At 60.0% G+C, this 22,554-nt stretch carries 22 protein-coding genes and 1 pseudogene; 16 read left to right on the top strand and 7 right to left on the bottom strand.

The features are described 5' to 3' along the window. The first annotated feature begins 1 nt into the window (after position 1). From ACIQV9_RS21795 to ACIQV9_RS21750, 10 genes are read left to right on the top strand one after another with little or no spacing between them, the layout of a single operon-like run. Positions 2–547, top strand: coding sequence for a PilN domain-containing protein (locus tag ACIQV9_RS21795; RefSeq protein WP_094471713.1), 546 nt, complete (start codon positions 2–4; stop codon positions 545–547). Further along, positions 534–1,082, top strand: coding sequence for a GspMb/PilO family protein (locus ACIQV9_RS21790; RefSeq protein ID WP_403105747.1), 549 nt, complete (start codon positions 534–536; stop codon positions 1,080–1,082). Before ACIQV9_RS21795 ends, ACIQV9_RS21790 begins: the two co-directional genes overlap by 14 nt. Then, complete coding sequence (locus ACIQV9_RS21785; protein ID WP_403105744.1) at positions 1,082–1,600, top strand: hypothetical protein; 519 nt, start codon at positions 1,082–1,084, stop codon at positions 1,598–1,600. Before ACIQV9_RS21790 ends, ACIQV9_RS21785 begins: the two co-directional genes overlap by 1 nt. Further along, entirely contained in the window at positions 1,597–3,447 is a 1,851-nt protein-coding gene (locus tag ACIQV9_RS21780) for a secretin N-terminal domain-containing protein (protein ID WP_403105741.1), read from the top strand. Before ACIQV9_RS21785 ends, ACIQV9_RS21780 begins: the two co-directional genes overlap by 4 nt. A 2-nt stretch (positions 3,448–3,449) precedes the next feature. Continuing rightward, the gene (locus ACIQV9_RS21775; RefSeq protein ID WP_403105738.1) at positions 3,450–3,923 is read left to right on the top strand and encodes a type II secretion system protein; all 474 of its coding nucleotides are present in this window, start codon (positions 3,450–3,452) and stop codon (positions 3,921–3,923) included. A gap of 3 nt (positions 3,924–3,926) precedes the next feature. Continuing rightward, positions 3,927–4,301 carry a type II secretion system protein gene (locus ACIQV9_RS21770; RefSeq protein ID WP_042932745.1) on the top strand — a complete coding sequence of 125 codons (375 nt, stop codon included), beginning with the start codon at positions 3,927–3,929 and terminating at the stop codon, positions 4,299–4,301. Then, positions 4,276–4,821, top strand: coding sequence for a type II secretion system protein (locus ACIQV9_RS21765; RefSeq protein WP_403105734.1), 546 nt, complete (start codon positions 4,276–4,278; stop codon positions 4,819–4,821). The genes ACIQV9_RS21770 and ACIQV9_RS21765 overlap by 26 nt, the downstream gene beginning before the upstream one ends. Continuing rightward, the gene (csgE, locus tag ACIQV9_RS21760) at positions 4,818–5,210 is read left to right on the top strand and encodes a curli production assembly/transport protein CsgE (protein ID WP_403105732.1); all 393 of its coding nucleotides are present in this window, start codon (positions 4,818–4,820) and stop codon (positions 5,208–5,210) included. Before ACIQV9_RS21765 ends, csgE begins: the two co-directional genes overlap by 4 nt. Further along, a complete protein-coding gene (locus ACIQV9_RS21755) occupies positions 5,207–5,626 on the top strand; it encodes a curli assembly protein CsgF (RefSeq protein WP_403105729.1) in 420 nt (139 codons plus the stop codon). The genes csgE and ACIQV9_RS21755 overlap by 4 nt, the downstream gene beginning before the upstream one ends. A gap of 31 nt (positions 5,627–5,657) precedes the next feature. Continuing rightward, positions 5,658–6,524, top strand: a complete 867-nt coding sequence (locus tag ACIQV9_RS21750) for a CsgG/HfaB family protein (protein ID WP_403105727.1) — start codon at positions 5,658–5,660, stop codon at positions 6,522–6,524. Between the two features lie 593 nt (positions 6,525–7,117). Here the strand turns inward: ACIQV9_RS21750 and ACIQV9_RS21745 are convergent. Together ACIQV9_RS21745 and ACIQV9_RS21740 are read right to left on the bottom strand one after the other, a co-directional pair. Further along, a complete protein-coding gene (locus ACIQV9_RS21745) occupies positions 7,118–7,507 on the bottom strand; it encodes a hypothetical protein (RefSeq protein WP_403105724.1) in 390 nt (129 codons plus the stop codon). After that, a complete protein-coding gene (locus tag ACIQV9_RS21740) occupies positions 7,500–8,843 on the bottom strand; it encodes a hypothetical protein (protein WP_403105721.1) in 1,344 nt (447 codons plus the stop codon). The genes ACIQV9_RS21745 and ACIQV9_RS21740 overlap by 8 nt, the downstream gene beginning before the upstream one ends. 554 nt (positions 8,844–9,397) lie before the next feature. Between ACIQV9_RS21740 and ACIQV9_RS21735 the strand changes: the two genes are divergently transcribed. Further along, positions 9,398–9,757 (top strand): DUF6124 family protein, encoded by a 360-nt coding sequence (locus ACIQV9_RS21735; protein ID WP_403105718.1) that lies wholly within the window; start codon positions 9,398–9,400, stop codon positions 9,755–9,757. A gap of 190 nt (positions 9,758–9,947) precedes the next feature. Here the strand turns inward: ACIQV9_RS21735 and ACIQV9_RS21730 are convergent, their stop codons facing one another. The 4 genes from ACIQV9_RS21730 to ACIQV9_RS21715 are packed head-to-tail and all read right to left on the bottom strand — an operon-like array spanning position 9,948 to position 15,574. Further along, the gene (locus ACIQV9_RS21730; protein ID WP_403105715.1) at positions 9,948–11,396 is read right to left on the bottom strand and encodes a curlin; all 1,449 of its coding nucleotides are present in this window, start codon (positions 11,394–11,396) and stop codon (positions 9,948–9,950) included. A 27-nt stretch (positions 11,397–11,423) separates the two neighbouring features. Continuing rightward, positions 11,424–11,885, bottom strand: coding sequence for a curlin (locus ACIQV9_RS21725; RefSeq protein ID WP_403105713.1), 462 nt, complete (start codon positions 11,883–11,885; stop codon positions 11,424–11,426). A 60-nt stretch (positions 11,886–11,945) separates the two neighbouring features. Continuing rightward, positions 11,946–14,192 (bottom strand): Ig-like domain-containing protein, encoded by a 2,247-nt coding sequence (locus ACIQV9_RS21720; RefSeq protein ID WP_403105710.1) that lies wholly within the window; start codon positions 14,190–14,192, stop codon positions 11,946–11,948. 35 nt (positions 14,193–14,227) lie between these two features. Next, positions 14,228–15,574: a hypothetical protein gene (locus ACIQV9_RS21715; RefSeq protein ID WP_403105707.1), complete on the bottom strand. Its 1,347-nt coding sequence runs from the start codon at positions 15,572–15,574 to the stop codon at positions 14,228–14,230. A 291-nt stretch (positions 15,575–15,865) separates the two neighbouring features. On the opposite strand from ACIQV9_RS21715, the gene ACIQV9_RS21710 reads away from it, so the two are divergent. From ACIQV9_RS21710 to ACIQV9_RS21695, 4 genes and pseudogenes are all read left to right on the top strand, one after another. Then, positions 15,866–17,314: a sensor histidine kinase gene (locus ACIQV9_RS21710; protein WP_403105704.1), complete on the top strand. Its 1,449-nt coding sequence runs from the start codon at positions 15,866–15,868 to the stop codon at positions 17,312–17,314. Between the two features lie 186 nt (positions 17,315–17,500). Then, positions 17,501–17,722 (top strand): annotated as a pseudogene (locus ACIQV9_RS21705) (hypothetical protein); the annotation flags it as partial. A gap of 237 nt (positions 17,723–17,959) precedes the next feature. Beyond that, positions 17,960–19,453 carry a sensor histidine kinase gene (locus tag ACIQV9_RS21700; protein WP_403105701.1) on the top strand — a complete coding sequence of 498 codons (1,494 nt, stop codon included), beginning with the start codon at positions 17,960–17,962 and terminating at the stop codon, positions 19,451–19,453. Continuing rightward, positions 19,422–20,849, top strand: coding sequence for a sigma-54-dependent transcriptional regulator (locus ACIQV9_RS21695; protein WP_403105699.1), 1,428 nt, complete (start codon positions 19,422–19,424; stop codon positions 20,847–20,849). Before ACIQV9_RS21700 ends, ACIQV9_RS21695 begins: the two co-directional genes overlap by 32 nt. Positions 20,850–20,852: 3 nt before the next feature. Here the strand turns inward: ACIQV9_RS21695 and ACIQV9_RS21690 are convergent, their stop codons facing one another. Beyond that, positions 20,853–21,239: a hypothetical protein gene (locus ACIQV9_RS21690; RefSeq protein WP_403105696.1), complete on the bottom strand. Its 387-nt coding sequence runs from the start codon at positions 21,237–21,239 to the stop codon at positions 20,853–20,855. A gap of 178 nt (positions 21,240–21,417) precedes the next feature. Here ACIQV9_RS21690 and ACIQV9_RS21685 point away from each other — a divergent pair, with 178 nt between their 5' ends. Further along, on the top strand, positions 21,418–22,224 hold the full coding sequence (locus ACIQV9_RS21685) for a class I SAM-dependent methyltransferase (RefSeq protein ID WP_403105694.1): 807 nt from the start codon (positions 21,418–21,420) through the stop codon (positions 22,222–22,224). Positions 22,225–22,554 lie beyond the last annotated feature (330 nt).

Below are 22,554 nucleotides of genomic sequence, written 5' to 3'. Positions count from 1 at the left end.
CATGCGCGCGCTGACGCTCGACTTCCAGCCACGCCGCCGCTCGGGCCCATTGGGCTGGAGCCTGTTGGCGGGCGGCGTGGTGCTGGTGGTGACCTGTTTTGTCGCCCAGCAGCACGTCGCCGAACAGGCCTCGCAACAGCAAGGCCATTTGCAGCACGCCCAGCGCGAACTCACCGGCGACACCGGCAGCAAAGTCACCCTGAGCCCGGCCGAAACCCGCGAGCAGGCCCAGAACCTGGCGGAAATGCGCAAGGTCTCGCAGCAACTGCGCCGGCCCTGGGAACGCCTGTTCGCCATGCTCGAAGCCATGCCGCGCGACAACATCGCTTTGCTGACACTGACCCCGGATGCCCGCAAAGGCCAGGTGCGCATCAGCGCCGAAGCACGGGACCTGGAAGCGATGCTCGATTTCCACCGCCGTCTCGAAGCCAGCGACGAGCTCTCCGATGTGTCGCTGCTCAGCCACGAAATCGTCGTGAAATCACCGGAACAACCGGTGCAATTCAACCTGTCGGCTAGCTGGGAGATCGGCGATGCAAATCCCTAGATTGATCGTCCACGAATACCTGCAAGGCCTGGGCGTGCCCGGTCTGGCTGGCTTGGCGATGTTGCTGCTGGCGCTGGCCTGGACCCTGGGTGGCTTGATGCCGGACTGGAATTCGTTGCAAACCCTCAGCCAGCAGACCCGTGAAGCCGGCGAGTACCTGGCCAAGGTTGAAGACGGCAGTGTCGCCGCCCCGGTGGTGCCGCAACGTCAGCTCGACGACTTCCGCAGCAAGCTGCCGTCGCAGCCACAAGCCACCGTGGCCATCGACAAGATCTACGCGCTGGCGGCCCAGGAACACATCACCCTGGCGCGCGGTGAATATTCACTGGGCATCGACCCCAAGACCCATCTGGCCCGCTATCAGATTCTGCTGCCGGTGCGTGGCAGCTACCCGCAACTGCGGCGCTTCCTGCACGCGTTGCTCAACCAGTTGCCGGCCGTGGTGGTGGAGGACGTGGAGTTCCAGCGTAAAAAAATCGCCGACACCGACCTGACCGGGCGGATCCGCATGACCCTTTACCTGTCGAGGTCATGATGAATACCAAACGCGTAGTGGGTTGGGTGGCGTTCATCGGGGTGGCTGCGGCGCTGACCTGGGGGCCTGATTACTTCATGCCGTCGGAGGACGGCGATGCGTCGGTTGCGAGCGTTGCCACGCCCGCCAAAAGCAAAACCCGTGGCACGCTGCCGGCTGCTTCAGCCAGCGGAAAACCGGCGGTGATCAAGGACCTCAGCCCGTCCGGCGACCTGTTCGCCGCCCGCAGCTGGAAGGCTGCACCGACACTGGCCAGCGTCACAGAACAACCCGTCAACCTGACCCCGGTGGTGCAAGTCCCCAGCGCACCGCCGATGCCTTTCCAGTTCGTCGGCAAGCTCCATGACCGCTCCGACCTGCAAGTGTTTTTGCAGAACGGCGAAAAAATATACGTCGTGCGCAAAGGGGATGTGATCGACGACACCTGGCGGATCGAGGGGATTTCCGATGTGGAACTCAGCTTTGTCTACCTGCCTCTGCATTTGTCCCAGACCTTGTCTGTGGGGAGCACGCAATGATCAGATCATGCCGTAATACGATAGGAGCGCTGATGAGCCTTTGCGTTTGCGTTGGGCTGGTCGCGTGCAGCTCGGCGCAGGTTGCCAAAGAGGAGGGGACCGACCTGATGGAGTCGGGGCAGTACGAAGCCGGCCTGGCCCGTATCGAGGAAGGGCTCAAGGAAAACCCTCGCGACACTGAGTTGCACATCGCCCTGACCAGCGGCCGCGCTCGTGCGGTGACGGCGTTGTTGGCCCAGGGCGACATGGATCGCGCCCAGCGTGATTTCGCGTCGGCACGCATGGCGTATAGCCGGGTGTTGACCCTCGAACCGAACAACCGCCGTGCCCAGGATTCCCTGCGCCAACTCGAACACATGCGCAGCCTCGATGACAAACTCGAACTGGCCCGGGGCGACCTGCGTCGCGGCGACATCTACGGTGCCGATCGCCAGGTCAAACAGATCCTCGAACTGGACCCCAAGAATGAAGGCGCCCTGGAGCTGCAAAGCAATATCCGTCTGGTGCAAAGCCGCAACGTCATTCCTTACCCACAATTGCGCACCCGTCTCGACCGGCCGGTGACCCTGGAATTTCGCGACGCCAACCTGAAAACCATCTTCGAAGTGTTGTCCCAGGTTGCCGGTTTGAACTTCATCTTCGACAAAGACCTGCGCCCCGACATGAAAGCCACCATCTTCGTGCGTGACGTGCGCATCGAAGACGCCGTGGAATTGCTGCTGCAACAGAACCAGTTGCATCAGAAAGTGGTGAACGAAAACACCTTGCTCATCTACCCCGACTCGCCGCAAAAGCTCAAGGATTACCAGGAGCTGGTGATGCGCACGTTCTACCTGACCAGCATCGATGCCAACACCGCGCTGAACATGATCAAAACCATGCTCAAGACCCGTGACGTATTCGTCGATGAACGCCTCAACACCCTGACCATGCGCGACACCGAAGACGCGGTGCGCATGGCCGAAAAACTCTTGCAGTCGCAGGACCAGTCCAACCCGGAAGTGGTGCTGGAAGTGGAGGTGATGGAAGTCGCCACCCAACGCATTCTCGACCTTGGCCTGCAATGGCCGAACACCTTCGGCGTGGTCAACAGCGATGGCTCGGCGGTGACCCTGCTTGATCAACTCAAAGGCATCAACTCCAGCCGGATCACCATCTCACCGTCGCCACAGGCCAAGATCAACGCTCAGGACAATGACATCAACACCCTGGCCAGCCCGGTGATTCGCGTCAGCAACCGTGAACAGGCGCGCATCCACATCGGTCAGCGTGTGCCCATCATCAGCGCCACCTCCGTGCCGTCGACCCAAGGTCCGGTGATCACCGAAAGCGTCACCTATCTGGACGTCGGTCTGAAGCTCGAAGTGCAGCCGACCATCCATCTGAACAACGAAGTGGCGATCAAGATCGCACTCGAAGTCAGTAACGCCACACCACTGGAACCGACCCGCCAGGGCACGATTCCGGTTCAGGTCGACACCCGCAACGCCCAGACCACGCTGCGTTTGCATGACGGCGAAACCCAGATCCTTGCTGGCCTGGTGCGTAACGACCATGGCGCCACCGGCAACAAGATTCCGGGCCTTGGCGACATTCCAGGACTTGGCCGGTTGTTCGGCAGCAACAAGGACACCGTCGGCAAGTCGGAGCTGGTGCTGTCGATCACGCCGCGGATCGTGCGCAACCTGCCGTACCAGAGCCCCTCGGACATGGAATTCCCCACCGGCACCGAAACCAGCATGCACATCCAGGCACCGGACCGCCGGCTGCAACCGCCGATTCAGAACGAACACATCGACCGGCCGGTTGCGTCCAATTCCACCACTGTCGTCGTCGAGAAGCCTTGATCATGAACGCCTCGCAACGTGGTTTTACCTTGATCGAAGTCGTGGTGACGCTGGCCCTGATCGGCCTGCTGGCCGGCATGGCCGCGCCGCTGACCGAGACCGTGGTGCGCCGGGGCAAAGAGCAGGAATTACGCACGGCGCTGTACCAGATCCGCGACGCCATCGACGCCTACAAACGCGCCTTCGACGCCGGTTACATCGAGAAATCGCTGAACAGCAGCGGCTATCCACCGAACCTGCAAGTGCTGGTGGAAGGCGTGCGTGATGTGCGCAGCGCCAAGGGGGCCAAGTTCTACTTTTTACGGCGGGTGCCCCATGACCCGCTGACGCCGGTCAAGCGTGACGACGACGGTGGCTGGGGCTTGCGCTCCTACGACAGCACGGCTCAAAACCCGCGGGAGGGTGAAGACGTTTTCGACGTTTACTCCCATGCACGCGGCAAGGGTCTCAACGGCATCGCGTACAAGGAGTGGTGAATCATGCGTCGGGAAAAGGGTTTTACCCTGCTGGAACTGATGGTGGTCATGGCAATCATCGCGACGCTGATGACCATCGCCTTGCCACGCTATTTCAACAGCCTCGAGGCCTCGAAAGAAACCACGCTGCGCCAGAGCCTGTCGGCCATGCGCGAAGCACTGGATCACTACTACGGCGACACCGGACGCTATCCCGATTCCCTGGAACAACTGGTGGAGCAGCGTTACTTGCGCAACCCGCCGATGGACCCGATTTCCGAACGCAAGGACCTCTGGGTACTGGTCGCGCCGCCGGACGGCGTACCGGGCGGGGTCGCCGATATCAAAAGCGGTGCCACAGGGAGGGCGCGGGATGGCAGCCTTTATTCCGAGTGGTAAGCCCGCCGACGAGGCCGGGTTCACTTACCTGGGCGTGCTGTTTCTGATCATGGTGATGGGCATGGGCCTGGCCAGTGCCGGTGAGTTGTGGTCCACCGCCTCGCGTCGTGATCGCGAACGCCAGTTGCTGTGGGTCGGCACTCAATACGCCCAGGCATTGCGCAGTTATTACCGCAGTTCGCCGGGGCTGGCGCAGTACCCCAAAGAGCTTGAAGACCTGTTGCAGGACGAGCGTTTTCCGACGCCCAAACATCATATTCGCCAGCTCTACCCGGACCCGATTGGCGGCGGTGAATGGACCTTGATGCGTGGCTTCGACGGGCGCATCACCGGCCTCAACAGTCCTTCCACGGACCTGCCGCTGAAGCAGTCGGACTTTCCCAGCCAGTGGTCGGACTTCACCGGCATGGCGAGCTACAAGGACTGGCAGTTCGTGGCCGAGAAAGCCTTCCTCGATGGCGCCACGGGCCCGGTGAATAACCAGGCCGGATCGCCTTCGCCTCAGGCGGTGACGCCATGAACCGCCAATGGCTGTCGGCCCTGATCCTCGCGTGTATGGCGACGTTCGCGAACGCGAGCGAGGAGGACGAAATGAAGGGTTTTATCGTCGATGACACGATCTCGCACATCGGCCACGACTTTTACTACTCGTTCAGTGAACGCCTGCGCGCCACCAGCCCGATGGATTTCAACCTGGTGGTACGCGAACGACCTTCGGCACGCTGGGGCAGCCTGGTGACCGTGGAATATCAGCAGCGACTGGTTTATCGACGCTTCCTGCCGCCGAACACCGTGGAACTCAAGGACGAGGCCTATGACGCCGCCGACTGGGTTCGCGGGCAGATTGTCCAGCGCAAACTGGAAGCCTTGTTGCAGGACACTACGGACCTTGAGAGGGACGAATTATGAAAACGAAAACTGTCTCACGGAACCTCGGGCTCTGGTTGATCGGGCTGGGAAGTTGCAGCCTGGTGCAGGCCACGGAGTTGGTTTACACGCCCATCAACCCCTCGTTCGGCGGCAACCCGTTGAACGGCACCTGGTTGCTGAACAACGCTCAGGCGCAAAACGACTACGACGATCCCGACCTGAAAAACCGCACGTCGGTGGCCGGGACTTCGGCCCTCGAACGCTTCACCAGTCAGTTGCAATCGCGGCTGCTGGGGCAGTTGTTGGACAACATCTCCACGGGCAACACCGGGAGCCTGTCCACCGACGCTTTTATCGTCAACGTCGTCGACGACTCCGGTGCACTGACCATTGAAGTGACCGACCGAGCGACCGGTGAAATTTCGGAAATCCAGGTGAATGGCCTCGCCCCTTGATGGGGATTCGGGCTGATGGGGAGCGACGGACATGAAGAAAATAATAGCGCTGGGGTTGATGTTGGCGGCATTGCAAGGGTGCAGTTTACGTGAGCCGATGGGTGCCGAGCAGGACACCGAAACCCCGACCCTGACACCTCGGGCATCGACCTATTACGACTTGATCAACATGCCACGACCCAAGGGCCGGTTGATGGCGGTGGTGTACGGCTTCCGGGACCAGACCGGGCAGTACAAACCGACCCCGGCCAGTTCGTTTTCGACCAGCGTGACTCAGGGCGCGGCGAGCATGTTGATGGATGCGTTGCAGGCCAGTGGCTGGTTTGTGGTGCTGGAGCGTGAAGGGCTGCAGAACCTGCTGACCGAGCGCAAGATTATTCGCGCCTCGCAGAAGAAGCCGAATACGCCGGTGAACATTCAGGGCGAGCTGCCACCGCTGCAAGCGGCGAACATGATGCTCGAAGGCGGGATCATTGCCTACGACACCAATGTGCGCAGTGGCGGGGAAGGGGCGCGCTACCTGGGGATCGATATTTCCCGGGAGTATCGGATAGATCAGGTCACGGTCAACCTGCGGGCGGTGGATGTGCGCAGTGGGCAGGTGTTGGCGAATGTGATGACCAGCAAGACGATTTATTCCGTGGGCCGCAGTGCCGGGGTGTTCAAGTTTATCGAGTTCAAGAAGTTGCTTGAGGCTGAGGTCGGGTACACCACCAACGAACCGGCGCAGTTGTGCGTGTTGTCGGCGATCGAGGCGGCTGTCGGGCATCTTTTGGCCCAGGGGATCGAGCGGCATTTGTGGCAGGTGGCGGGGGATAATTCTTCGCCTGATAACAATGCGACGCTGGATCGTTATCTGACTCAGGCCAAGGTTGTGCCGGAGGGTGAGGAAGAGTGAGCCGAGGCGGCCTTCGGGCCGACCTGGTTCTTGTTGGTCGGGTACATATCCATTGTTGCGGTAACGGCCGCTTATGGTTTCGCTCTTACAGCGAGTCCCTTTTTCAAACGCCAAAAAGGAACCAAAAGGCTTCGCCCCAACGTCCGGCCCCTCGCTTAGGCTCGGTGTTCCTTCGCTCCGGTATCCATCCGGGGACACTGCCCTCCGGTCTGCTTCGCGACGACCATGCAGCGTGTTCGACTGCGTCGAACGGCGCTACGCGCCACTCCCCGGATGAACACCTCCACTCAGCCTCCCGACGGGGCGGGTGGATCAAGATCAAAAGCTGCAGGCGAGCTAACGCTCGGCCTGTTGAGTGGTGAGAAGCAAACGGTGTACGCCGATCCGTTTTTGTAGGAGCGAGGCTTGCCCGCGAAGACGGCCTGACAGGCGACCAATTTCTTGCAGGTGAACACCAAACCCTGTGGGAGCTGGCTTGCCTGCGATGGCGGCCTGACAGCCGACCATTTTCCTCAAGTCATACACCGATCCACTGTGGAGCGGGCTTGCCCGCGAAGGCGTCCTGACAGCCGACTTGGTTCCGGTGATAGAACTCACTCCAGCAGGCCGATGTATTTGCCCCAACCGTATACAACGAACATCCCTATGAACGAACACGCATTAATGCGATAGGGGATCTCGATCCAACGTCGCAAATGCAGAGGAAAGCAGCGAATATCTTCAAGTGCACGAGGATCGTCCAGTAAGAGTAAAGAAGGTGGTTTGCTTAGCATGGCCGTAATTAAGTTGAGCCTGTATCTACGGCTGAAGAAACCGTATCCATTTTCCCGACGGTTGGCCTGGATGAGATAACAATTTTCAAGATGTGATTCCATTTCTTTGAGCTTGAAAAGTCCTACATAAACCATAATCGCCAAGTTGATAGTCGCCACAGTGAACAAAGAGATCACGACGGCTGCGTAGAGCAGTCTTGTTTCAGTCATGGGTACTCGATTCGTATAAAACTTCAGCGGTTGACTCGACGGCTTTCGAACCTGCGTTACCTCCAAGCGACGCTGCCGCACCGCTTATGACCAAGACGCAAATCACTCCACCGATACCACGCGTTTTCAGTGCCACACCTGCGCAGTACTTCATTGTTATAGGTGCGGTGTACGAAGTTGCAATGGCAGCCCCTCCAACGTTGCCCGCCAGTTTTGCTCCTTCGATATATTTCACCTTCCGGCAGGGCTCATCAGCTCCTGCCCGACAGACTTCATTGATCCGCATACTGGCTGCTGCTGTCGCCAAGCCAATTCCGACGTAACCACCAGCTTTCATGTACTTTGCCGCTCGTGAGACACCCTCAATGTTCGTTGCATACCCAGGCAACTGTGTCGGCGCCCCAGCCTTGTCCCAACGATGAATCACTCTGCGAGTTGATAACCCCAAGGCTCGCTTGAGTTTTGGGTGGTCCGCAATGCCGGTGCCTTTGCGCACAAGTGGTCCTAATCCGGCATCCAGATTCGCCATAATGCGTTTTCGCTTGGCAAAAAATTCCGGGGAATTGAGGTGACCGTACTGTCTGTAATGCTGCTGATGCAGCTCTTCCAGATTTTTCAGATTATTTTTCAGGCTTTCCAAATGCTGCCCAATCATAAACGACGCCACACCCAATGAACCCGCCGACACCTCCAAAAACGGCTCAATCACCTCATGGTGCTCAACCATGAACGAAGCCTCTTCATCACTCAGCTCCTTGAGCGCTTCGTTAACCTTCTGCGCAGCAATCATCATCTGCGCTTCTTCACGCCGGCACATGTAATGCCGTGAGTCGCTGAAGATCACCATTTGCCCCGGCTTCACGTGGTCACCCAGATGACGATTGAGCGAACGGAATTCGCGACGTAACGCATCGCTGGGCGAGTTCTCGTACAGCGAGCGCTCCAGGGATTCAAGACTCATGGGCTTTTCCACAATGTGAAACCCCGACTCCGCTGGTTTCGGCTGGGTGAAGGCGTGATCTTCGACCAGATGTTGCGCCGGGGGTGGTTCGGGTTGGGTCTTGAATCCATTCCATGAGCCGCCCCCGTTATCCGGATTGACGCGAGGTGTGACTACTGCCCAATCGCCGCTGATCACGGCGTTGATCAGTTTCTGCTGGTGGGCGGCTTGCATGTAGTTGGAGTGATTCGCGCCCACGGCATTCAGCAGGTCGTCGAAGCCTTGCACGTCGTACGGGTAGTTGAGGGCTTGGCGAAGCGCGTCGGCAGCTTGATGGCTGTCGAGTACCTGGCCGCGCTCTCCGGCGAGTTGGTGATGGGGGATGAGTTTTGTCACGCGTTATGCCCGGTCCTTGGAAACGGGGCACTTTGGCGATGGGGCTCAATTGTGAATGCCGGAGGATTCGGTAAAACGTGTAGGGCAAGTCCGAAATCCTGGCGGCGTTTGGGGGAGAGGGTTTAGTCAGCAGGTGATGGGCTGGATTGAGGGGCCAATCGCGGGCAAGCCACGCTCCCACAAGGAATGTGTGTTGATTCGAGGTCATGTTTAATAGTGTTTAGAATTACTTCCTGAAAGCTACAGATCCTTGCGCCGTTGCCTACGACTGCGCCAGAATCCGCCGGCTTGTGCGCTTTGGCCCTGGTCTTTATCGTTTCCGTATCGCTGCCAATCAGCGGTCGGGTTTAGCGACTCGGACTATTCAAAGTGCATCAGTGCTCCAGACTTTCCAGCAGACTTTTGACGTCTGAAATTTTGTCATGGTGACTGTGTGCGGGAGACCTTCGGGTCTACCGGGTGCCTTTGACCGGTTCGCTAACCTGCATACAGTCGCCACCCTTACTTGTTTAGCGACGGGTTTTGGTGGCGCTATTTACCAAAGGAGATTCACCATGTTCAAAGCCACACCCAATCCCCCAGATTCCGACGACGTTTCCCCCTACGATCCCCTCGATCCCAAAAAGCTCAACGAAGCCTCCGACCGTGCGCTGGATCATTATCTCAATCCGCTGAAAGGCGCGATCCCACCACGCAAGCCCAGCACCATTTACCTCATCGCCCCGGATATCGACACCGAAACTCTGTTGGTCAATGCCTGCGAATCCCTGGCTTCAGCCAGTGTCATGGCCAGCGACTTCGCCGCGTTTCTCGAAGGTCCGCAACGCAACACGATGCTGGGTATTCAGCAGGTCATCATGCTGGCTGAGCTGGCGGTGAATCGGGCGCTGGATAACGTCGTTCCCCAGGGGTAAGCCACACCACTGATCGTTCCCACTCTGCGTGGGAATGCTGCCGGGGACGCTCCGCGTTCCGTTTCGGATGTGACGCTGAGGGTCACGGGATGCATTCCCACGCAGAGCGTGGGAACGATCATTCGCCACAGACTTACCGAAAAAAAACCGCGACCCTCCCCCAAGGGCCGCGGTTTTTTATGCCTTGCGATTACTGCTGCAGCACGGTCGCCCGGTTGTCAGCACCCATCTGTTGAACCGTCGCCGTTTGGGTCACGCCACTCTGATCAATACTGGCCGTGTTCCCGGTACCCCCTTGAGTCACATACGCCACGTTCATGGTGTCAGCCTGTTTGACGGTGATCATGTTGTCGCTGCCATACAGTTGCGTGGTGAACGCCTGGTTGCCGGTGCCGGACTGGTCGAACTCGGTGGTGTTGCCCGTGCCGTTGGTGGTGCCCTGGGCCAGGTTGGTGGTGCCACGCTGGTCGGCGATCAGGATGTTGTCGCTGCCGTTCTGGTCGAAGTACAGCTCGTTGTAGTTTTCAGCCTGGCTGACGGTGGTTTTGTTGCCGCTGCCGGTCTGGTTGGTGGTCATGATGTGGCCGACGCCATCCTGTTTGAAGCTGGCGATGTTGCCGTCGCCGGCCTGAGTGACGGTCGCACGCTGGTTGCTGCCGAATTGGCCGCCCAGTTGCGGGCCTTTCCAGTTGCTGGCGTAGACCTTGTTTTCGGTACCCACGGAGGTGGCGGTCAGCACATGACTGTCGCCGCTCTGATAGGTGAAGTGCACGTTGCCGGTGCCTTGCTGGTACAGCGCGAGCACCGAGCCGACGGAGTCGAACTGGTCGGCGTAGATGGCGTTGACATCGCCGACTTGCAGGACCTGGGCGTTGTTGTTTTGGCCGAAGCTCTGGTCGACCACCGCTTCGTTGGTTTGCCCGTACTGGTTGACGGTGGCTTCGCTGGCGGTTTGTGCGCCTTGCCAGACTTCACTGCCGTTGAAGTCGCCGAACTGGTTGATGGTCACGACGCCGCCGTTGCCGTCGCGTTGATCGCCATAGGCATAGTTGCCTTCACCGGCCTGGTTGATGCCGATCTCGCCGCCCATGTGCGCGATCTGTTCGGCAGCGCCGTAGTTGGCGGTGCCGTACTGGATGATCGTCGCGTTGTTGGCGATGCCCAGTTGAATCTGCTCGATATTGGCCTCGTTGGCGTCACCGAACTGGAAGGTCTGGCCTTTGGTGGCTTCCTGGCTGTCCTGATAGAGGAACGAGAAGTTGCCGCTGCCCGCCTGTTGTTGCAGTGCCTGGTTTTCGCCCATGCCGATCGACTGGCTGGCATGGCTGGTGTTGAGGCTGCCGACCTGTTGCTGGACGATGGTGCTGCCGTTCTCGAACAGTTGCTCACCGTAACCGGCGTTGTAGTCGCCGACCTGATCCTGGGTGATGGTGCCGGTGGCGGTGTCTTGCACCGCCATGGCATCGTTACCCAGGCCGATTTGCTGTTGGGTCGCGGTACTGAACGGCGCCGCAGTCTGTTTCACTTCGGCAATGTTGGCGGTGCCGACCTGGTCCTGGGTGGAAACGCTGTCGTCGGCCATCGCCTGGGCACTGACAATGACCAGTATGGCGGCGGTGAGGGGCGTCAGTTTGAACATGATGAAACCTCCAAGGGGTGCAGTGCTTTAGCGATACTGTTTGACCGAAACGCTCATGCCGTTGCCCGACTGGGTCACGGCGCTTGAAAGCCCCGTACCGGCCTGGTCGATGCTGGCGTCGTTGTTATTACCGTTCTGGGAAATCTGCGCGCGGTTGTGGCTGCCGTTCTGTGTGATTGAGGCGGCGTTGCCGGAACCTTGCTGGGTGATCATTGCCATGAGGTCGCTGCCTTGTTGCAGGATCCAGGCTTCCTGGTTACTGCCCGACTGGACGATGGTGCCGAGCAACGACTGGCCGTTCTGTTGCACCAGCGCCACGTTGGCCTGGCCGTTCTGATCGATCAGCGCGTGCTGGCCGACCGGTGGAGGCAACTCGCCGAGGTCGGCGGCGGGTGCCAGGTCGTCGTTCTCCATCAAATCGTCGGCGCGCACGCCTGCACTGCTGCAAAGCAGAAGCAGGCAGAGCAGGGCGGCGGTCGGCGTTTGCATGGCGTTGTCCTATGGGAAGAGGCCGGCCCCACCCACCGAATCGGCGGGTGGGGCGAGGGCTCAGTTGGAGATGACCGTCACGGTACGCACGGTGCCTTGGGACGAGCGGATGGTCGCCGTCGGATTAGCTGACGGGATCACCGTGGTGCTGTTGCTCACCGTCAGCCTCCAGCGTCCGGTCACCGGCACCGTGGTGGTGCCCAGAGTTACCAGCCCGGTCGGGGTGGTGACCTGTACGGTGATGGTGTTGCCGGTGATCACCGATGAGGTGCCTGTAAAGTCCCAGTTGAAGCGGTTATTGGAGCGGGCTGTCACCGTGGCCGCGGTCACCGTGAAGGTTTCCGCCGCAGGCCGTGGCGAGACTTGCACCGTGACCGTGGCCGAAGGCGACAGGGCGCCGAAGCTGTCCCGGGCGACGTAGGTGAAGGTCGTGGTGAAGGCCGTGGTGACCGTAGCCGGTGGGGTGTAGGTGATGACGGTGCCGTCGGTAGTGACGGTGCCGCGACCCGCTGCCGGTTGGGTCAGGCTGGCGACGGCGAGCGGCACGTTGCCCTCCGGGTCGGTGTCGTTGGCCAGCACGTTGATTGGTATCGCCACGCCCAGGGTCGCGATGCTGTCGGCGACGGCCACCGGAGACTGGTTAGGCGCCACGGTGATGGTCACGGTCGCCGGAGCGGTCGAGGCCAGGCCTTTGACGTCTTGAGCCTTGTAGGTGAAGGTCGTTGTCAGCGGTGCATTGACCACGGCGGGCGGGGTGTAGACCACCGCCGTGCTGCCGCTCAATGCCACGGTGCCTTGCCCGGCAGCCGGTTGGGTCAGCGCGGTGATGCTCAGCGGCGTGTTGCCGTCGGGGTCACTGTCGTTGGCCAGCAGGTTGAGGGTGATCGGTACGCCGAAGCTGGTGCTGCCGGCGTCTGCGACGGAGAGCGGCGCCTGGTTTTCGCCGGTGTCCGGTGCCGTCCCGACGACCACGACGGGCTCGGTATCACTGCCGCCAGCGGCGGATTTGACCGTGACGGTAGCTGGTGGCTGAGTCAGGTCTGCAATGGTCAGTCGTTGCAGGGTGCCGGATTTCGACAGACGTCCGTATCCCTGCGCGACCATGTCCGGCACCGCCACTTCATCCGTGGAGGTGGCCTCGATCAGCAGGCTGTGATTGCTCCAGTTGTAGCGAGCAGTCTGGATTTTCACCAGGTCAGTGAGCTTGCTCGACACCGCCGTAGGGCGGGTGGTGCCGGTAGGGTTGGTGGCAGTGACCACCACGACCGGAGGTACGGGGCCGGTGATCAGGTGATTGCCGAAGAACAAGCCATTGTTGTCACCCGGCATGCTGGTCTGGCACGGCGTAGGCGGTGGTCCGGGGACCAGTGCGATGGTTTCGCGCATGCACAGGGCTGAACTGCTGTCTGATTTGGCAAAGACTTCGACCCGGGTGCTGGTGCCTGTACCCGAAGTGGTGCGCCGGTATGTAGCGCGATCAACCTCCACGGGAGTTTGTGCACGGCTGTCGAGGACTTTACCGGACAGGTTGAACAAGTTGGTTTGAATGGTCCCGGCCGGACCTGTGATGCGGACGAAGTTGGTGTCGTTGGGACTGCCGGTGACTTGTTCGGTGAGGTTCGGGTCGCCGACGTAGGTTTCGATGGCGCCGGTGTCCGGGTTCACCTCGGTATAAGGACCGTTGACGCTGCGCAGGAACGGCCCGATGTTGCCATTCAGCGTACCGCTGAAATTCCCTGGCGCACCGATGCCGATGTCCCGGGTGATGTTGATGGCACGGCGGCCAGGCGTGGTGACGTTGACCGTTTCGACCCCGTAAGGGTGGGTGATGGTGTACACCCCGGCAGTTGGCACCGAGACCCGAACGCGAATCCGCGCGAAGGCCACTTGATCGCCATCGAGCGGATTACCTCCACCGAATGCAGCCTCGATCCCGGCCACGTAGGCATCCAGTTCATAGCCGCTGTTGCCGATTTGCGGGATCGCAGTCTCAGCCAGGAACCAGAACGCTTCCGGCGGCCAGTTGTCGGGGAAGATCATGGGCTGGGCATCGTCGTAAATGCCCGGTTCAGCCAGCAGGATGCACATGTAGGCCGGCGGCACACTGGTCCCTACCCGCGAGCTCACTGCCCGGGACTGGCACAGTTCCATCGAGAGTAAATTGTTGTCCTGATACCACATCGGGAACTTCCCGGTGGCGAAGGTATAAGGGCCGGGGTCGACAGCAGCGAGTTGCGCGAATGCGCTTCCGGACAGCGATAGAGTCAGTCCCAGGGCGTTGAGCGCCAGGCGTGGCCAATTGTTCATGATGCCTCCTGATGAGGATCTGGGCATGTGAGCGTTCATGGCAGGATGACCACTTCTTCGGTATCGGTGCCGCCATTGGATGACGTCACTCGAACGTTGGCGGGTGGAATCGGCGAGATACCGGTGGCCAGGGATTTCACTGCGCCGTCGCCACTGAGGGCGCCGATGGCGGCACCGCTGGCGGAGGTAGCGGTAAGCACTGGCGGCGAGGTTTCATCGCTGGTCGAGGCCACGAGCGTCAATTGCCCGGAGCTCAGGCTGTACTCGGCACGCTGGATCACCACCAGGTCGGTCAGGACCATGGACAAAGAAGTCGGTGTGCTGCTGGGGATAGCCACGCGGTTGTCGGCCGTCACTTGCAGGGTGCTCGGCAACGTCGGGTTGTTCGAGGACTGCGCATACCAGTTGCCGGTGGTGTCAGCCTCGGTCAGGTGCAGCGCCGGGTTGTTGCTGTCCAGGGTTACGGTGGCCGGTGGCGGCGGGGCCATGACGAACACATCTTGCTGGGCCACCGGGGCGCTTTCACCGGCCTTGCGCGAGTAGGTGCTGCGCTGTGTGATCATCGGAGTCGGACGGACCACCGTCGATAACTTGCCGGAGATGGCCATCACCGTTGTGCGCAAGTCCAGTCCGTTGGGCCCTTCGATGCGGATGAAATTGGTGTTGAAAGGGCTGCCGGTGAAGGCTTCCGGAAGGTTCGGGTCGCCGACGAATTGCTCCGCCGCACCGGTCACCGGATTGGTTTCGGTGTAAGGGCCATTGACGCTGCGCAGGAACGGCCCGATGTCACCCTTGAGGGCGCCGTCATAGGTTTTCGGCACGCCGATACCGATGTCCCGGGTCATGTTGATCGCCCGCTGCCCGGGGGTATCGACGTTGAACACATCGACGCCGTAGGGGTGGGTGATCACATAGGTGCCGGCAGTGGGCACGTCCACACGAATGCGGATGCGGGCGAAGCTGATCTGGTCACCTTCGAGCGGGTCGCCACCGCTGAAGGCCGCTTCGATGACACTGACGTAGGTCAAGTCAATGCCCCTGGCGACATCAACGATTGCGCCGTCGCCGGTGAACCAGAACGCTTCGTCGGGGAAGTTGGTCGGAAAGACGACGGGTTGCGCATCATCAAAAACCCCGGGAGCCGGTAGCAAGTTGCACATGTACGACTGTGCACCGGGAGCGCCGGGGACTCGCGAACTGACCGCCTTGGACAGGCACAGATCGAGGGTTCGACCATGGGTGTCCTGATACCAGGCGGCGAACGAGCCGTTGGCTGGCACATAGGGGCCGGGGTCGACGGCAAACAGCGCTGCCTGGGCAACACCTTGGGCGAGAGCGCTGACGACCAGGGCGGCCGCCGTTTTGGACAGTAAAGGGTGCATGAGTATTCCCTCTATCAGAGTACCTGCCCCGTAGGGATGGGTCAGTGGGGAGGGCTTCGGCAACTTCCATACCAATCTTTCAAAACAGCCGGCAGAGGCCCGCAGTGAAGGCGTGTATCGCGCAAACGGTTTCGCGGGACCGAGGGCGCAAGCGGGCAACTGTCCCCAGCATTGGGGGTAGATGGGGGCGGTGGGTCGTGTGGGGAATCGGTGGGGGGGGCAGAACCCGATATCGGGCAAACATCGAGCAGTGGGCTATAACCCTATAGGTAGTCCCCGGGGAAAACGTCCATGAATGTCCAGACAAAAACCCTCCAGAAGGAAGAGGGCGATATCCGCTTGAGCTCGCGCAAACAGCCGTTCAATCTGCTGCGCTGGTTCTCGCTCATCAGCATGGCCGTGATTGGCACGGTGGCCGTGGCGCTGGGCGCGGTGTCCACGCGTTTCGTGATTACCGAAAGCGTGCAGCGCGATGCGTTGCTTACGTCCCAATTCGTTCAGGCGATTGCCTCGGCCGAGGTGCGCCATGTCTCGATCCCCAACGTGCGGACCATGGGCGAATTGCTGGACCCGCGTAAAGACAGGGACTTTCCCGACGTTGACCCAATGGCCCGCGCCAGTGCCCGTGGTGAATTCCTCGACCATATCGAGCACTTGCCGGACGTGATCCTGGCCAACATTTATGCCCCTGACCGCATGGTGATCTGGTCCACCAACCCGGCACTGATGGGCACCACGATCCATGCCGACGAAGATCTCGACCAGGCCTTCTCCTCCAAGACCCCGGTGTCGGCCAGTTATCACAACGTCGACAAAAGCCGCATGGAGCAGAAGTTCGTCACGCCACCGGACTACATCTTCATTGAGAACTACATTCCGCTGTTTGATGCTGATGGCGACACGGTCACGGCGATGGTCGAAATCTACAAGGAACCCAAGGACCTGATCGACCGCATGGAGCGTGGCCTGGTGCTGATCTGGCTGGCCACTGCCCTGGGCGGTGGGCTGATTTATTTAGGGTTGTACTGGATCGTGCGGCGGGCAGCCATTTTGCTGGCGGCGCAACAAAAACAACTGATCACCAACGAAACCTTCGTGGCGCTCGGCGAGATGTCCTCGGCGGTTGCCCATAGCCTGCGCAACCCGTTGGCGACCATCCGTTCCAGCGCTGAACTGGCTCTGGAGTTCGACACTGGCCCGGCCCACAAGAACATCAACGACATCATCGGTCAGGTGGATCGCATGTCGAAGTGGGTCAGGGAATTGCTGCAGTCGTTACGCCCGCTCAACGATGAGGCCGAGCCGGTGAACCTGGTGGCGGCGTTGCAGGACAGCCTCATGGCCTTCGAGCATCAGATTGCCAAGGCCGGGGTGAAGGTGGTGTTCGAGCCGCAGGAGACGCCGATGGTGTTGAGCCAACAGGTGCAACTCACGCAGATCCTCAACAGTTTGCTGGCCAATGCCGTGGAAGCGATGGACAGGGGCGGCACGCTGAGCATCACCCTGGAGTCGACCGACACCCCGGGCATTTGCGTCATTGTGAGCGACACCGGCAAGGGCATGAACGAAGAACAGCGCAGCATGGCGTTCCGGCCTTTCTTCACCACCAAGCAAGGCGGTCTGGGTGTCGGGCTGGTGCTGGTGAAGCGGATCATGGAGCGTTTCGGCGGCGCGGTGACCCTGGGCAGTCGAGAAGGCGAGGGCACGAGTGTCCGCCTGTCGTTCAAGCGGATTCCCTGAAACTGGGTGTGAACTTTCCCCGCTAGCGGGTGTAAGGACCCAGTCGGTTTCACCGGTCGCGGCACATTGATGTTCATAAGCCATTGTTTTGTAGCGTGTTAATACTTTTGTATAAAGCCGTTACAAATCTGGCGAGGTCCTTGCAAATCCACCACTACCCCCTTCATGACTTCGAGGCGGCTGGTGATGGACCGAAAAGCGCGGTTCCCCTGCAAATGGTTCGGCCTGATAACGCCTCTAAGCGTCCTTCTGACAACGACACTGGACACAGCGACGCTGCGTGCCAGCCCCATCGATGACGAACGAGAGCCTGAGCCGACCGATCCTTCCCGACACTACGATGAACCGGCGGACGAAGCGGCGGCGTTGAACGCCATCTTGACCATGCCCGAGGCCAACGAAGACTCCGAGCCGTTTGAACGTTTCGACAGAATCCCGATACCCAACCGGCGCCTGGATGAGAACGCTGCCCAGTCAATCATGGGGTTTTTGCAGGAAGAAACCGAGCGCCAGCAACCGCTGCAAACGGCGCAATTGCAATAGCGGCGAAATACTGTCAGTGAAGCCGTCAACCACGATCAATGCCACCTACACTGATCCCAGATACGGCTGAAAAGGCTTGATGCAAGCACCCAGGACACGCCCATGCAGACGCTGGAACAACAAAAAATTCCTGCGCCGGACACGCCGGCAGCAGGGACGCCGTGCCGGCGGGGACAGTTCAATCTGCTGCGCTGGTTTTCCTTGGGCAGTTTTTTCATCATCGCTGCCGTGGCGGCGGGGCTCGGCTACATTTCCACGCGTTTCGTGGTCACCGAAAGCATCGAACGCGACTCCATGCTGACCGCGCAATTCATTCAGGCCATTGGCGACGCGGAAATCCGCCATGCCTCCATCGGCCCGAACAGAACCATGGGTGAAATGCTCGACCCGCGCGAGGACAACGCCTATCCCGATGTCACCCCGCAGGCCCGTGCCGCTTCGCGCATCGAGTTTCTCGATCATGTGGAACATCTACCGGATATTTTGCTGGCCAACGTGTATGCCCTTGATCGCACTGTGGTCTGGTCGACCAACCCGCAACTGATCGGTGCGCGTATCGAAGACGACGATGAGCTCGATGAATCCTTTGAAATGAAGGAAGCGGTGTCCACCAGTTACCACGAGATCGATGGTGAGCGCCCTGAACAGAAACTGCTGCGTGAGCCTGAGTATCTGTTCATCGAGAACTACATCCCGATGTTCAATGCCGACAAGAGCAAAGTCATCGCCATGGTCGAGATCTACAAGGAGCCGACGGATCTGGTGGCGCGCATCCAGCGTGGCTTCAAGGCGATCTGGCTGGCGACCCTGCTCGGCGGCGCGGTGATTTACCTGGGGCTGTTCTGGATCGTGCAACGCGCGTCCATGTTGCTGCAGAGCCAGCAGAAACAACTGATCACTGACGAGACCTTTGTCGCCCTGGGGGAAATGTCCTCGGCAGTCGCCCACAGCTTGCGCAATCCACTGGCGAACATACGCGCCAGCGCCGAACTGGCCCAGGAAATCGCCAGCCAGAGTGCGCAGAAAAACATCGGCGACATCATCAACCAGGTCGATCGCATGTCGCGCTGGGTCCGGGAGTTGCTGGTGTCGTTGCGGCCCATCAACGAGGACTCCGAAACGGTGGACCTGGTGCAGGCCATCGACGACACCCTGAGCGCTTTCGACGCGCTGATCCGACGCTCGAACTTGGAGGTGCGCTTCACGCCGCAGACCTGCCCAACGGTCGTCAGCCAACAGGTGCTGCTGACCCAGATTCTTAATAGCCTGTTTGCCAACGCCCTGGAGGCCATGCCCAAGGGCGGCATGCTCAGCGTCGATATCGAACAGCCCCGGTCGGGTCAGGTGCGGATGACCTTGAGTGATACCGGCAAAGGCATGACCAAGCAGCAGCAACAGATGGTCTTCAAGCCTTTTTTCACCACTAAACAGGGCGGGTTGGGCGTTGGCCTGGCCCTCGTCAAACGAATAATGGAGCGTTTCGAAGGCTCGGTCGAACTGACCAGCCAGGAGCAGGAAGGAACCCGCGTCTGTCTGAATTTCAAAGTGGCAACGGGAGGGGAATATGGAGCACAGCATACTGCTGGTCGAGGATGATGAACTGCTGGCCGAGAATATTCAGACCTACCTGGAGCGCAAAGACTTCGAGGTGACGGTCTGCCACTCGGCTGAACAGGCGTTGGAGCAATTGGGTACGTTCGCCCCTGATGTGGTGTTGACCGACAACTCGCTGCCGGGCATGAGCGGTCACGACCTGATCCAGAAGCTGCGCATCAGCGCGCCGGATCTGAAAGTGATCATGATGACCGGCTACGGCAACGTCGAAGATGCCGTGGTGGCGATGAAAGAGGGCGCTTTTCATTACGTCACCAAACCGGTGGCCTTGCCGGAGCTCAAGCTGCTGCTGGACAAGGCCCTGGCCACTGATCGAATGGAGCGCACGCTGTCGTTTTATCAGGAGCGCGAGGCACAGAAGTCAGGCGTACAGGCGTTGATTGGCGAATCGGCTCCGATGCAATATTTGAAGAACACCATCGCCCAATTGCTCGACGCCGAGCGCCGCATGGCCAACACCGACCTGCCGCCGGTGCTGGTGGAAGGCGAGACCGGTACCGGCAAGGAACTGGTGGCCCGGGCGCTGCACTTTGACGGCCCGCGCGCCAAGGGCCCGTTCATTGAATTCAACTGCGCGTCGATCCCTTCCAATCTGGTGGAGTCGGAACTGTTCGGCCACGAGAAGGGCGCCTTCACCGACGCCAAGGACCGTCGTACCGGCCTGGTCGAAGCGGCCGATGGCGGCACGTTGTTTCTCGATGAAGTCGGTGAAATGGACCTGCTGCTGCAAGCCAAACTGCTGAAGCTGCTGGAAGACCGGACCATCCGCCGGGTCGGCTCGGTCAAGGAGCGCAAGGTCGATTTGCGGGTGATCAGCGCGACCAACTGCAACCTCGAACAAATGGTGCAACAGGGCAAGTTTCGTCGTGACCTGTTCTTTCGCTTGAGGATCATTTCGATCAAGGTGCCGCGCCTGTATGCCCGCGGCGCCGATATCTTGCTGCTGGCCCGGCATTTCCTGGCGATCCACGGCAAACGTTATGGCAAACCGAACCTGCATTTCAGTGATCAGGCTGAAGAGTTGCTGCTCAGCTACAGCTGGCCGGGCAACGTGCGCGAATTGCGCAACATGCTCGAGCAAACCGTGCTGCTGGCGCAGAGCGATACGATTGCCGCCCATCAGCTCAACGTCTGCCTGAGCCTGGTGGATGACCCGATCGTGCTGCAAGAACCCCAGCACCACGAACCGCGACCGGCCTACAACGGCACCGAGTCGATGAACCTGCCGGAAGTCGAGCGCGACATGGTGCGCAGGATGCTCGACAAGACCGACTGGAACGTCACCAAGTCCGCACGCTTGCTGGGCCTGAGCCGCGACATGCTGCGTTACCGGATCGAGAAACTCGGCCTTGCGCGCCCGGACAAACGTCAGTGGTGAGGTTTATTGCAACGTAGCCCCCTGACGGATGAGGCATTCAAGCACGCATGTGGGGTCGAGGACTTCTTCGTTGACGTAGACGCCACGTACCGCATCGTAGGAGCGGATGAATACCCGGACTGAGGCATCCGCGACGGTCGGCAATACAGAGTCGTAGAACTCATGCTGGCTGGCAATCGGGATGAAATCCTGAGGCGCTGTCGGGATGTATGACCGAGGCGGCACGGTGCTCAGGGAAGGCGGCACCGGGTGGGCGAAGGGCTGGTCGGCCCCGTAATAATTGAAGTTACTGCTGTAATCGGTGGTGGGTGTCAGCGTGTCGTCCGCATGGGCGCCGGTGATGGCGGTCAGGCTGAGGACGAACAACAGCGTCAGATCAGTTTTTTTCATGGCAACACCTGCGAAATCGGTTTTCCCGCACTTCCCCAAGGCCATTAACTATAGCTGCCGTATGGGCACGCGTTCGCGATGCCTGGATTACAACATTCCAACAAACGCCCAATGGGTTTTCTCTGAACCCTGACCTAGACTCGTGCCGGTCAACAAAGCCCGAATCCTGGAGTGCGCAATGGAAATGCCGACCAAAGAAAATGCCATCGCCAGCAACCGCGATGCCTGGAATGACTCCGCCCGACACCACAAAGACGCCCCCGATTGGCAGGCCCTGGTGAAGGCGGTCAGTCATCGCGATTTTTGCTGCATCGATGACACACTCCGCGGTGTGCTGGAGCAGGTCGGCGTCGATGGCAAGGACATGGTGCAACTGGGCTGCAACAACGGGCGGGAGAGTATTTCGCTGTTTGCACTGGGGGCTCGCAGCGTGGTGGGCGTCGACCAGTCCGAGGCGTTTCTCGATCAGGCGCGGGAACTGGCTGGCCTCTCACCGCATGACCCCCAGTTCATCGAGGCCGACATTCATCACCTGCCGGCTCAACTGCATGACCGCTTCGACGTGGCGCTGATCACCATTGGCGTATTGAACTGGATGCCGGACATTGGCGAGTTCTTCCGCCATGTCGCGCAGACCCTCAAGCCTGGCGGTGCGTTGGTGGTGTACGAAACCCATCCGTTCCTGGAAATGTTCGACCCCGAGGCCGCCGATCCCTATCGCCTGGACAGCTCGTACTTTCGCAGCGAGCCGTTCGTGCAGGACCAGCCGATCGTCTACGAGGGCAAAATCGACCAGCGAGCCGCGTCGTCCTACTGGTTCGTCCACACCCTGGGCGCCATCTTCACCGGCGCCATCGAGGCAGGGCTGCAGATCAGCCACTTCAAGGAATACCCGCATTCCAACCGCGAGGAAGTCTATGACCAATATGAGCGGCAGACGGCGCAGTTGCCGTTGTGTTTTACGTGGGTGGGGGTGAAGCGCTGAGAACTGATTCGCTCCCACCGCCATCGCGAGCAGGCTCACTCCTACATTTGATTCCCGTCGAACACAATATCTGCGTGCGCTGGAGATCCACTGTAGGAGCGAGCCTGCTCGCGAAAGCGATCTGTCAGTCACATCAATGCTGAATGACCCACCGCCATCGCGAGCAGGCTCACTCCTACATTTGATCGTCGTCGAACACAAAATCTGCGTGCGCTGGAGATCCACTGTAGGAGCGAGGCTGATCTGGCCTAATGAATTTGGACACATCAATAGGGCGCTATGATGGCGCCCAAATCTGAGGTGTGCATGATGATGCGAAAATCCTATTCC

The organism is Pseudomonas sp. NPDC099000 (genome assembly GCF_044759925.1).
Taxonomy (GTDB): Bacteria; Pseudomonadota; Gammaproteobacteria; order Pseudomonadales; family Pseudomonadaceae; genus Aquipseudomonas.
This window is presented reverse-complemented; position numbering and strand designations above follow the sequence as displayed.